The sequence below is a fragment of the Siminovitchia fordii DSM 16014 = CIP 108821 genome (genome assembly GCF_000374565.1).
Taxonomy (GTDB): domain Bacteria; phylum Bacillota; class Bacilli; order Bacillales; family Bacillaceae_C; genus Siminovitchia; species Siminovitchia fordii.
Map to the genome: position 1 here is coordinate 183,884 of NZ_KB894687.1, position 12,481 is coordinate 196,364.

Below are 12,481 nucleotides of genomic sequence, written 5' to 3' on the forward strand. Positions count from 1 at the left end.
CTAATCAAATCAAAAAGGAGGAGAATGTTGATTATGAGAAAAAAAGTAGTCCTTATGGCTTATATACTTGTACTAGTTTCACACACAGTCTTAAGCAGTTCAGTGCCACTAACGGCTGTTGCAAAAGAACTGGGAAAAAGTATCTTTACAAATGTAATATTAACGGACAAACAGGGAACAGTCATAGACAGAAACGAAAATCCAGGTTATCAGTCTGGCAGAGATGCAGAGGTGAATTTATCCTTCGACTGGTCCTTGGCGGATATGGGAGTGAATGAAGGTGACACATATTCGTATAAACTGCCTTCGCAGTTGATTCCAAAAGCAGAAAATGGAAAGTTACTAACATCCGGGAATTCTGACATTGGTACTTACAATGTAGCGGATGACGGACTTGTGACAGTTGCTTTTAACGGGGAAGCCGGAGCCAATGCTGAAGGGAAGCTGAAAATTAAAGCCAGTTTTAATAAGGAATTTATTACTGATAAAGAAGTAATATCGATCCCTTTTACTTTGAATAATCAAGAAAAGATGATTCATGTTTCTTTCCAGGCAGATGCTGTACCTGAAGCCGAAGAAGCTCAACGGCAAGATGAAGCGAACAAGAGTGCAGAAGCCGATGTGGAAGACAATGCCAAAAATGAGACAAGAGATACACCTGTAGAAGATACGCAGGATAAAATAAAGGTTAAATTAGACTCTGATATTCAAGCGTTGAATGGTGAGGAAAAGCGTGATCCAAAACCAATCGAAGAAAATATCATTAAAGATGGAACGCTGGTTTTAAAAAAGGCAGATGGATCACCGATTCAAGAGGGGGAATTGCTCTCTCCCAAAGAAGGATTAAGAGTTGAATTTGATTGGGCATTGCCAAACGATCACGAGTATATTGCAGGTGATACATTCGAATTGCAATTACCGGAAAAGCTGGCAATCTATAATGAAATTAATGATGTATTATCTGATGGAGCAACTGTTTTTGGAACTTATAAAGTAACAATGGATGGCAAGGTATTGTTTACTTTCAATGAATATATCGAAAAGGCCCCGAATGTTAAAGGCCATTTCTATGTTCAATCGGAATTGAGCGAGCAGAAGATAACAAAGGTAGAAAACATTCTAGAATTTAAAGTAATGGATGAAGTGATTAAAGAAATCCCTATAAATGTCAAACCAAAAAGCGGGCAAGCGATTGCCAAAACAGGGAAGCCAGTTGGCGGATCATTTAATGCAGAGGAAATTGAATGGACGGTTATTGTCAATACATCAAGGGAATCGTTGAAAAATGCAATGATTCAAGATCCGATATCAGCAGGTCAAGAATTAATTATTGACTCCATTATTTTAAAGGAAGTAGAAGTAGATATAAAAGGAAATGTAATAAAAGAAAAAGACAATACAGTTGAACTAAATAACAATTCTACTAAAGAAAACCTCGCGTTGGAATTAGGTGATACAAACAAAGCATATAAGCTGATATTCAGAACGAAAATCAAAGAAGAAGAAAAAGATAAAGAAGGCACCACTTCATACGCCAATACAGCAAAGTTAGTTTCGGATGGTAAAAAAGACGCAGAATCCGGCACGACCGTTTCTGTTTCACGTCCGAAATCAATTGAAAAAACATCCAGTCCATTTAATAAAGGTGACCGTACAGTTACATGGACAGTAAATGCGAACTTTAATGAAAAGTTACTAAAAGCAGGAGAAACAATTACAGATGAGTTTACATTCACGGTTGGTAACGAAACCTTAAATAATGTATTTGAAGTTGAAAATATCGAGATTAAGCAAGTGGATTCGTTCAAAAGTGATGGTACGGTTGGAGAAACCTCAATTGCTCCAGAAGACTTATTTGAAATAAATCCTGTTGGAAACAAAATAACATACACACTGAAGAAAGATACCAACAAGGCTTTTATCATCAAGTACAATACTAAAGTCAAAGATGGCGCGTATATTACTCATGATGGGAAGATCACGAATAAGGTTTCGTTAAACGGGAAAACCTCAGAAAGTAGTCAAGGTGTTTACCAGCAAGTAGGTAAAAAAGGCCATGGAGAAATCAACTATAAAGATAAAACAATCGACTGGAGCATTACGATAAATGCTGATAAACAGAAATTGAGCAATTTCGTCTTAACGGATAACTTCTCGGGGTCCGGTCAAAAACTAGTAAAAGACTCCATTAAAATTGAACCGGCAGATGAGGATGCAACGATTACTGTTAATGATAGTGACGAAGGATTTATCATTGACTTTGGTAATATTACCGAAGCTTACATCATTAAATATCAGACTAAGTTTACGTATGATTTTGGCAGCAAGAAAGAAAAACCAAACTTTACTAACGGTTTACACTTATCCTATAAAACTAGTGATGGGAAAGACTATAACCTTGATATTACGGATCAGGTAAACCCGAACAATGAAACGAAAAATAATGGTGTTAAAAGCGGTGAAGTAGATAATGAAACAAAAGAAATTACATGGACCGTTGATGTTAACTACAACCAGCTAAGCCTGGATAATGCAGAGTTTATTGATAAAATTGCTGAAAACCAATCTTTAGTGGATGGTTCGGTTAAAGTTTATGAGACAGCCATAGAGAAAGTAGGCGGCGTAACAGTGGGAGAGGAAGTGAAAGACCTTCCAATAACCAATGTTAACAACGAAGTTAAGATTGATTTAGGTAACATTAATCAAAGTTATCGCGTTGTATTTAAAACAATCGATAAAGATGGTATTTATAACAGTAATGAAAAATATGAAAACACAGCGAAGTTTATTCCGCGTGAAGGGGAAGAACATAACTTAAAAGCACATGTTACATTGCCTCACCAAGGAGAGTTTTTAGATAAAAAAGGTGTGCACAATAAAGATGATTGGACAATTGATTGGACAATCGAAGTAAATAAATCAAAATCTAAATTAACAGACATAACCATAACAGATAGTTTAGGTGATGAGAGTTTACAGGTTTTACTGGAGGATACAATCAAAGTTACAAAAGCAGGGTCCGATGAGCCTTTAGTTGCAGTTAAAGATTATGAATTAAAAATTGATGACAATGCATTTGAATTGAAAATTCTCGGAGAAACGTCGGACACTTACAACGTTAAGTATTCTTCTTATATTCTGGCCCAAGCAACCACTGACATAACAAATGATGCTGAAGTAAAGCCAAATTCCGAAGTAGTTGGGACGACGGTGAAAGAAGAAGTGGTCCAAGTAAGAATCAGCTCAGGAGGCGCCCCTACTCAAGGCGGCACGGGAGAGCTTATTCTTGAAAAAGTTGAAGCCGGCTCGAACATACCGTTAAAAGGCGTTGCTTTCGTATTAAAAACAATTGTTGGCAATAAGAAAATTGTCGTTCGTGAAGGAACTACAAATGCTGAAGGAAAACTTCACTGGACTGGTCTAAAATATGGAAAGTATTTTTTAGAAGAGACAGTGCCTGAAGGATATTTAGTAGAAACTCCAACATTAGAAATTGAGCTTATATATGACAAGATGCCTGAGGGAGTCATAACGAAAAAGATTGAAAACAAGCGTCAAACAGGTACAGCAAAGATTATAAAGACAGATGCGGTAACAAATGAGAAATTAGCAAATGCAACTTTCAAAATAACTAATGTTGAAACAAATCAAATATTCGAATTAAAAACGAATGAAGAAGGTGTTGCAGAAGCGGAAGTACCATTTGGAGAGTATAAGGTAGAAGAGATTCAAGCCCCGAAAGGATATAAGATTGCAAAAAGATTGGACAATATAAATATTGAAATAGGAAATACAACGGAAATCACTATTGATAACGATGCGCTAATCGATATTTCCGGTGAAAAAACTTGGATAGATGGTGATTCGAAAGACCGCCCCGCCTCCATCACGGTTCAACTCTTTGATGGTGGTGACCAACCTAAAGAAGAGAAGAAAGTGTCAGTTAATGAGGGTTGGAAGTATACATTCAAAAATTTACCTAAATATGATAAACAAGGCAAAGAAATTAAGTATACAATCAAAGAAGTCCCAGTAGATGGATACATTTCAGAAGTTAAGGGGAGCAATATCACTAATATTGAATTGATGGATATTTCTGGTAAAAAGACATGGAAAGATGGAGATTCAGAAGATCGTCCAGATGCTATCAAAGTGAACTTGCTTCGAAATGGAGAGATGCAAGACTCCAAAGAAGTGACAGCAGATGACGGCTGGAAATACAGTTTTACGGATTTAAAGAAATATGACGAAGATGGTAAGGAATACAAGTACACTGTGGAGGAACAAGTAGTTCCAGGGTATAAATCAGAAACCGACGGATTTGATATCACAAATACTCGTTCTGAAAAGACATCTGTTGAAGTAACGAAACGTTGGCTGGATGATGAGTCAAAAGACCGTCCAGATTCTGTTACAGTTATTCTTTTACAAAATGAAAAAGAATTTGATCGTGCAGAAATAAAAGGTACTGAAGCCTGGAAGTATGTATTTACAGCCCTTGAAGCCTACGATGAAAACGGTGTGGCATATGAATACACTATTAAAGAAAAGCAGGTACAAGGTTATGAGTCAACAATCGAAGGCTACGATATTACTAATCTGCGTGTAGGCAAAACATCCGTAGAAGGTATGAAGACCTGGAAAGACGATAATTCCAAGGATCGTCCAGAAAGGATCAAAGTAGACCTTCTGCAAAATGGTGAAGTCATCGACACAAAAGAAGTGACAGATGGCACTTACTGGAAGTACAGTTTTACCAACTTGGATGAATTTGACGAAAATGGTGCGGCTTATGAATACACTGTGAAAGAGCACCCTGTAGAAGGCTATCAATCGACGGTGGATGGCTACGACATCACGAACGTCCGTGTAGGCAAAACATCAGTGGAAGGAACGAAGACATGGAAAGACGATAACTCCAAAGATCGTCCGGAAATGATCAAAGTCAATCTCCTTCAAAATGGTGTTGTGGTCGATACACAAGAAGTGACAGCAAAATCTGACTGGAAATATAGCTTTACCGACTTAGACAAGTACGATGAAGAAGGCAAGGCTTACAAATACTCCGTAAAAGAGCAAGGAGTACCCGGGTATAAATCCGAAGTGGATGGCTATGACATCACCAACACCAGATCTGACAAAACATCCGTTACCGTAACAAAAGGCTGGAAAGATGATAACTCCAAAGATCGTCCAGAGTCGATTATAGTGAACCTTCTACAAAATGGTGATGTAATTGATACAGCTAAAGTTACAGCAGCTGATGATTGGACTTATGAGTTCAAAGATCTAGAGGCATATGATGAAAACGGAGCCGCATACGAGTACACTGTAAAAGAAGAAGCAATTGAGGGCTATGAAACAACAGTGGATGGTTATGATATCACAAACTTACGTGTAGGCAAAACATCCGTCGGAGGCAAAAAGACTTGGGATGATGATAACTTCAAAGACCGTCCGGAAGTGATCAAAGTGGACCTCCTTCAAAATGGTGAAGTGGTCGACACAGTAGAAATCACAGCCGACACAAACTGGAAGTATAGCTTTACTGACTTAGATAAGTATGATGCAGAAGGAAAAGCATATACTTATACAGTGCAGGAGCATGCTGTGGAAGGATATGAGTCAATTGTTTCAGGCTATGACATTACGAACAAATTGATTCTTGGTGGGGTTAAACTGATCAAAGTCGATAAAGACAATCACAAGGTCACTTTGGCCAAGGCGGAATTCGAACTTCAGGATGCAGATGGTAAAAAGCTTCAGGGAGGCTTGACAACCGATCAATACGGAAAACTGTCAGTGTCAGGATTGATACCGGGAGACTATCAATTTATTGAAACAAAAGCTCCCGAAGGGTATGAGAAGCTTAAGAAGCCAATTACCTTCACAATCGAAAAAGGCCAAGAGGAGTCATTAACTTTGATTGTCGAGAATACTGCTATTCCAACGGAAACGCCGGTTGATCCAGGAAAACCTTTTGATCCGAGCAAGCCGAGTGAGCCAGTAAAGCCAGGTCAGGAGGAACAAACTGGCTTTAAACTGCCAAACACGGCAACATCTTTATTCAACTACGCATTAGCAGGTATTATATTGCTCATTTCGGGTTTGTTGTTAATGAAAAGGAGCAGAAAGAAACAGCAATAAATCATAAACTTCCACATACCAAAGGTGTATGTGGAAGTTTTTTTTCAAATCCTGTATTGGAATATTCTATAGGAATATTTAAAGTAATTATACAATTTATGGTATAATATAATACAATTACTCTTTTATTTTTACATATTCCGATAGAAAAATCAGGGGAGATTCATTATGAGATATATCTCTATAATAATTATTATTATTGGATTGGGCTTTATCGGATATAGTGGATTTCATCTTTGGAATTCAAAACAAATGGAGAAAGAAGCTTTAGAACGAGCGGAAAGCATCATTTCAAATGATAATTCGGATGCAGCCTCCTTTACACCGCAATTTGGCGAAGAAATAGGAATATTGGAGCTTCCCAAGTTGAAAAAATCTCTCCCAATAGTAGAAGGGGTAGATGAAGACGACTTGGCCAAAGGCGTTGGTCACTACAGCGGAACAGCACTACCCACTGAGAAAGGGCAAATCGTATTGTCCGGACATAGGGATACTGTTTTTCGCCGGCTGGGAGAATTGGAAATCGGTGATGAGCTTCATGTACAAATGCCTTATGGAAAGTTCAAATATTCCATTGAAGAAACTGAAATTGTCAGTGCAGATGATTTGACTGTAATCCGCCCGGATCTCGAGGAGGAAATGCTGACAGTAACTACATGTTATCCATTCAGATATGTGGGAGATGCTCCTGACCGTTATATTATTTATGCCAAACCAATGAACTGATCCAGAGAGGACATGTTATACACTTTAAAAAAGGTGGTAGCAATGATGAGAGTTATTTTAGTTGACGATGAACCATTGGCTCTTAAACACTTGGAAAGATTGGTAGGGGAAATTCAGGGCCTTGACATCATTGGCAAATTTGATAATCCAGAAAAAGCTTTGGAAGCAATACTAAGGGACCGGCCTCAAATTGTCTTTCTTGATATTGAAATGCCAGAAATCAATGGGATTCAGATTGCTGAACGTATTCACAATACATTCCCTGAAATGAATATCGTGTTTGTTACAGCGTATAATGAATATGCTGTAAAAGCTTTTGAACTTAATGCTATTGATTATGTCATAAAACCGATTCAAAGGAAAAGGCTGGAGGAAACAGTTCGACGGATTATCATCAAAGCTCCTACACCTATTGATACGCCCGATGATGCCGGCGTTATTTGCTGTTTCAAAACTTTACGATTTAAAAGTTCAATGGATGATCCAGATATCATTGAAGTCCATTGGCGGACATCCAAGGCGAGGGAACTGTTCTCATTTCTATTACAACATCGTCAGAATCCCGTTCGGAAAGATGTGTTGCTCGATCTTCTGTGGCCTGAATTTGATGAGAGCAAAGGATTGGCACAGTTGTATGCAGCTATTTACCAAATACGAAAAACTCTAAAAAAAATAAATATTAATATCACTATATCCAGTTTTGAAAACAACTATATGTTGGAGTTGAATGATACTAAGATTGATGTGGATGAGTGGGAAAGGGGAATGAATAAGTTATCGGTTGTGAAAGGAGATAACCTTCCCCAATTTCGAAGTCTATTAAGTTTATATATAGGGGACTATCTATCGGAAGAAGGTTATTTGTGGGCAGAAAGCGAACGTGAGAGATTAAGAATCCTTTGGCTTCATTACATAAAGGACTTGGCAGACTTTTTTATCTCTAAAGAGAAGTATACAGACGCGATTTTATTATATCAGCGGGTCCAGATACTCCATCCATATGTAGACAGCAGCTACTTTATCCTAATGAAGTTATATGATCTTATAGGGGATCGGCATTCGGTTACACAGCAATATAATAACCTAAAGAATATGTTGAAGGACGAGTATGGTATAAAGCCCAATGATGTAATCGAAAATTGGTATGAAGACTGGAAAAAGAAACAGAAAAGAGCAGAAATTTTTCTTGAAAAAAAATGAATGCCTACCCATAACGGCATTCATTTTTTATATCACTTTTTATGTGGAACATTAAATGTGACCGTTGTCCCTTGGCCCGGTACCCTGTATATTTTTAATTCCGTTCCAAACATTTGTTTTAACCGCGTATTGGTATTGACAATACCAATACCTCTTGATTGTTCAGGTTTGCTTGACAGGACCTCGTTGATTTTTTCTTCGTCCATGCCAACTCCATCGTCTTGAACGATTACCTCTGAATGTTCTTCAAATCTAACCACTTTAATAAGGATTGTACCTCCATCAATTTTTTTGAGTACCCCGTGTCTTATGGCGTTTTCCACGAGTGTTTGGATGGATAAAGGGGGAATAAGCAAATCGGTTGATGTATTGACTTCCCACTCAATATGCAGTCTGTCTCCAAACCGCTCCTTCTCAATATATAAATAAGAATTCAGCAGTTCAAGCTCATGTTCAAATGAAACGGCACGCTCCAGATTTACCGGATCAAAGCTTTTCTGTAAATACTGGCCAAACTAATTAAGAAGAACCGTCATTCTATCGGTATCGACTTCACTCAGCGAGACAATCGTGTTGAGTGTGTTAAATAAGAAGTGAGGCTGTATTTGGGCTTGAAGCCATGCTGCTTCCATTTGCAGCCTCTCGTTGATTGACTGTTTTAGATTAGTCAGGGCATTGACTCTGGCTTTTAATTCCAAACTATTGACAGGCTTTGATATATAAACATTTGCTCCCGATAGGAAGCCTGTCACGATATCCTGTATTTGGCTTCTTGCTGTTATAAGAAGGATCGGTAGCTCGGAAATAGAAAATTGTTCACGAATCATCCTGGATAATTCGTAACCTGACATGGTTTGCATCATGACATCTGCGATAATTAAATCCCATTTCTTCTATTCAAATGTATCAATGCTTCTTGTCCGCTTGTTACTGTAACAAGATCCTTCCATTCGCCATCCAGGCTAATTGTTTCTCTTTCAAGGCCATCCCAATTTCTAAGGTCTAAAATACCTTGCTCTGCCTCAGGGTGATCAGAGCTATTGTAGTGATAAAACCATATAAACCTGCAGCCTGTTAAAACGAGTATAAATAAACAAGCAGCAAGAATTGTTTTTGTTTTTACTTTTTTAGTCAAAACAGAGATTTCACACCTTTAATATTTTTATGTTGTCTATCAGTCTATATTGCGTACATTCCAATTATATATCTTTTTTAGGATAATAGTGGACAAAGCTCTTAGAAAATACATACTCACTTCATCAAAATAACACAATTTTAGGTTATGCTTATGGTAAGTTTATCATGTTTAAAATGAAGGTGAGATGATGAGAAAACTCCATTTGCTTTTTATCAGTCTGACATGTTTTTTCATTCTGTCTGGCTGCCAGGGAAAAAAGCAGCAGCCAATTGATGAAGGGCAATCATTTGCAGCAACTTTAAATGTGGGAGATTTCAGTATAGATTTTTTAAATGAAGACGGGAAGGTGTTTGCCCGCTGGGAATTAAGTAAGGCATATACCGGAGCAGCCCTCCTTCCTGATGGTGATACACTGGTCCTGTATGGACCTGAAGTCGAGGAAGTGGATTTTTATTCCCTGAAAAAGGGGTCTGTAATAAAACACTTTAAGACCGGAAAAGGTATTTCAAATGTTATTTACCTTGAAGCAAGTGCTGAATTCGCTGTTGCTGACAAGGCCCAAAACAAGGTCCGCTTTTTTAATGAAATTGGAAAAGAAACAGAAAGCGTAAAAACACCTGATTATCCGATGGCAATGGAGACAGATGGAGAGCGTCTGTATGTGGCAACATTCAAAGGTGCCAAGCTTTCAGTCATCAATCTAAAGAAACATGAAACAGAGAAAGAGTTCGATATTAATGCATCCACGGCAGGTATGCTGTTGCGGGAAAAAGAAAAAGAGATATGGATTGGCGGCCATGGAAAAGGGGATAAGCCCCAATCAGCCATTTCGGTATATGAACTTGACTCCGGCACTTTGAAAGATCAGTTGTCAGCTCCCCTGATGCCTGTGGACTTTTTTGAAAATGCCAATGGGATATATGCGTTAAGCCATGGTACAAATATGCTGTATCAATATAATTCCAGTAAAAAGCTGTTAAAGAAAATCGAGGTTGGGGCCAATCCGTTTGTGATTGATTCATTTGATGGAAAGCTTATTGTAGCAGGTTTTGACAGTGAAAAGCTGTATTGGATCAACCCGGAAACACTTGACATTGAGCGAACTGCTGATGTCGGCAAAGGGCCATTTGTAATTTTTACGCGTGAGAAGGTGACATGATGGTACACGTGTTGATCGTGGATGATGAAGAAGAGATGAGAGACCTGATCTCCATGTACTTACAAAATTCCGGATATCGGACTTCTGAGGCTGAAGGGTATAAACAACTCCAGGATGAATTTTTGAAAGATGAAAAAGATGAACCGGATCTTATACTGCTTGATATCATGCTTAGCGGTATGGACGGATTTGAAATATGTGGAAAAATCCGTGAGAAAAGCAATGTCCCCATCATATTTTTATCCGCAAAGGGTGAGGAATGGGATAAGGTGAAGGGGCTAAGGCTGGGAGCAGACGATTATATAGTCAAGCCGTTTTCACCAGGTGAACTTGTGGCAAGGATTGATGCAGTATTAAGAAGGTCCGTATCCAATAAAAATGAGGCTGTCATGGAGCATGGGGATTTTTTGATGGATGAAGAACAGAGGAAGCTCACCGTTGGCGGCGATGAGGTTCTATTGACTTACAAGGAATTTGAACTTCTCAAAGTGATGATGAAACATCCGGGTAAGGTTTTTTCACGGGAATCGTTGCTTGAAAAAGTATGGGATATGGCGTACCAAGGAGGATTGCGTACAGTAGATACACATATAAAAACCCTTCGGATGAAGATAGGAGAGGAAGCAGGGCGTTATATACAAACCGTTTGGGGCTGCGGCTATAAATTCGAGGTTCCGAAATGAAAATCGGTCTGTCCCGGAAAATGTCCATCGCCCTACTGCTTGCTTTTACCGTAACAACGTTATATGCTTCATTATTTTCATATTTTTTATATGAAAGGCTATATGTAGATAGCCTTAAGACAGAAATGCTTGAAACTGGTATCAGACTTGCCCGCTCTTATGATGGGGGAGTTGTAACAGAATCTTTCATTGATGAAGTGAACTGGTTTGGGGAGAAATCCCAATTTGAAGTATTTGCTGTAAAAAATCCGCGGGAACTAAGCATGTGCCTTCCATTTGAAATGGATTACCAAAGCTTGATCAGTGGCGAGGATCGAGAAACTCTTTTAAAAGGTGACCCGGTTTATAAGAAAGGGCACGTAGAGCGTTTGGATCGAGATGTCATTTCGGTTGTCATCCCCCTTTTGGAAGGCAAAAGGCTGGAAGGTGTCATTTATTTATATTATCCATTAGCCAATTTGAGTGATATGATACTCCATTATTCCGTCTATTGGCTAGGCGGTGCGATTTTGTTTCTTCTTATTGCCTTGACCTTGGGGAATAAGTGGTTGAAAAGAGCAATTCGGCCTTTGAAAAAAATGCAGACTGCGGCGAAGGAGTTGTCGGATGGCAACTTATCCGTTAGGGTAGGGGACTATTCTGATGATGAAATTGGCCAACTTGCCCATACTTTCAATGAAATGGCCGAATCTATCCAAAAGGAAGATGAGAAGAAAAAAGAGTTTCTTGCGAATGTTTCCCATGAGCTCAGAACACCCTTAAGTTACATTAAAGGATATACAGAAGCCATCCAAACGGGAGTGGCTGCTCCAGAAGACACAGAAAAGTACAACCAGATCATTTTACGTGAGACCGAAAGAATGGAGCGGCTCGTTGATGACCTGTTGGATTTAGTGAAGTTCGAGTCCAATGAGTTCACTCTGAACAAGATGCCAATTCCGCTTGCGCAAACGATTGAAGAATCGATGGAAAAGGTAAAACAGCGGGTTCTCAAAAACGGGATAAAACTTGAAAGAAAATTGAATTATGAATTGATCGCCGAAGTGGATGAAGAACGCCTGGAGCAAATGCTTTTGAACTTGCTTGATAATGCCATCAGGCATACCAAAAAGGATGGGACCATTACAGTGTCATTAACGGTAAAGGATGCAAGGTTTGCTTTGATCACAATAGCGGATACGGGCCAAGGTATACCTGCTGAAGATTTGAAGAAAATAACGGAACGGTTCTACCGGGTTCATAAGGCAAGAACAAGAAAAGAAGGCGGTACGGGGCTTGGGCTCCCTATCGTGGAAAGCTTGACAAAGTTGCACGGCGGCTCGTTTCAAATAGAAAGTGAAGTGGGGAGAGGTACAACTGTTTCAATCAGCCTGCCAATTATTTCAGCCTCATTTCAATAATTGGATACGCTGATTTCACAAGATCCAC

Annotated in this window: 9 protein-coding genes; 6 read left to right on the forward strand and 3 right to left on the reverse strand. The window is 38.9% G+C overall.

The window, feature by feature from the left end; translation table 11 throughout:
- Positions 1 to 33 precede the first annotated feature (33 nt).
- From C509_RS25095 to C509_RS23555, 3 genes are all read left to right on the forward strand, one after another.
- Positions 34 to 6,147 carry a Cna B-type domain-containing protein gene (locus C509_RS25095; protein ID WP_169509186.1) on the forward strand — a complete coding sequence of 2,038 codons (6,114 nt, stop codon included), beginning with the start codon at positions 34 to 36 and terminating at the stop codon, positions 6,145 to 6,147.
- Positions 6,148 to 6,315: 168 nt separating this feature from the next.
- The gene (locus C509_RS0106675) at positions 6,316 to 6,873 is read left to right on the forward strand and encodes a class D sortase (protein ID WP_018706145.1); all 558 of its coding nucleotides are present in this window, start codon (positions 6,316 to 6,318) and stop codon (positions 6,871 to 6,873) included.
- Positions 6,874 to 6,918: 45 nt separating this feature from the next.
- A complete protein-coding gene (locus tag C509_RS23555) occupies positions 6,919 to 8,073 on the forward strand; it encodes a response regulator (RefSeq protein ID WP_018706146.1) in 1,155 nt (384 codons plus the stop codon).
- Positions 8,074 to 8,105: 32 nt separating this feature from the next.
- Here C509_RS23555 and C509_RS26950 read toward each other — a convergent pair whose 3' ends face one another.
- The 3 genes from C509_RS26950 to C509_RS26960 form a co-directional block, all read right to left on the reverse strand.
- Positions 8,106 to 8,396, reverse strand: coding sequence for a sensor histidine kinase (locus C509_RS26950; protein WP_245542441.1), 291 nt, complete (start codon positions 8,394 to 8,396; stop codon positions 8,106 to 8,108).
- A gap of 192 nt (positions 8,397 to 8,588) precedes the next feature.
- Positions 8,589 to 8,936, reverse strand: a complete 348-nt coding sequence (locus C509_RS26955) for a response regulator (RefSeq protein ID WP_245542442.1) — start codon at positions 8,934 to 8,936, stop codon at positions 8,589 to 8,591.
- A gap of 14 nt (positions 8,937 to 8,950) precedes the next feature.
- Positions 8,951 to 9,208, reverse strand: a complete 258-nt coding sequence (locus tag C509_RS26960; protein ID WP_026319730.1) for a hypothetical protein — start codon at positions 9,206 to 9,208, stop codon at positions 8,951 to 8,953.
- Positions 9,209 to 9,398: 190 nt separating this feature from the next.
- On the opposite strand from C509_RS26960, the gene C509_RS0106700 reads away from it, so the two are divergent.
- Genes C509_RS0106700 through C509_RS0106710 form a run of 3 tightly spaced genes read left to right on the forward strand, consistent with a single transcriptional unit; the run spans position 9,399 to position 12,453 of the window.
- Complete coding sequence (locus C509_RS0106700) at positions 9,399 to 10,370, forward strand: hypothetical protein (protein ID WP_018706147.1); 972 nt, start codon at positions 9,399 to 9,401, stop codon at positions 10,368 to 10,370.
- On the forward strand, positions 10,370 to 11,053 hold the full coding sequence (locus tag C509_RS0106705) for a response regulator transcription factor (protein ID WP_018706148.1): 684 nt from the start codon (positions 10,370 to 10,372) through the stop codon (positions 11,051 to 11,053). The genes C509_RS0106700 and C509_RS0106705 overlap by 1 nt, the downstream gene beginning before the upstream one ends.
- Positions 11,050 to 12,453 (forward strand): sensor histidine kinase, encoded by a 1,404-nt coding sequence (locus C509_RS0106710; protein ID WP_018706149.1) that lies wholly within the window; start codon positions 11,050 to 11,052, stop codon positions 12,451 to 12,453. Before C509_RS0106705 ends, C509_RS0106710 begins: the two co-directional genes overlap by 4 nt.
- Positions 12,454 to 12,481 lie beyond the last annotated feature (28 nt).

Coding starts and splice junctions, on each gene's coding strand:
- C509_RS0106710 (WP_018706149.1), top strand. CDS start 11,050: ATGAAAATCGGTCTGTCCCGGAAAATGTCCATCGCCCTACTGCTTGCT.
- C509_RS0106700 (WP_018706147.1), top strand. CDS start 9,399: ATGAGAAAACTCCATTTGCTTTTTATCAGTCTGACATGTTTTTTCATT.
- C509_RS0106705 (WP_018706148.1), top strand. CDS start 10,370: ATGGTACACGTGTTGATCGTGGATGATGAAGAAGAGATGAGAGACCTG.
- C509_RS25095 (WP_169509186.1), top strand. CDS start 34: ATGAGAAAAAAAGTAGTCCTTATGGCTTATATACTTGTACTAGTTTCA.
- C509_RS26955 (WP_245542442.1), bottom strand. CDS start 8,936: ATGATGCAAACCATGTCAGGTTACGAATTATCCAGGATGATTCGTGAA.
- C509_RS0106675 (WP_018706145.1), top strand. CDS start 6,316: ATGAGATATATCTCTATAATAATTATTATTATTGGATTGGGCTTTATC.
- C509_RS23555 (WP_018706146.1), top strand. CDS start 6,919: ATGAGAGTTATTTTAGTTGACGATGAACCATTGGCTCTTAAACACTTG.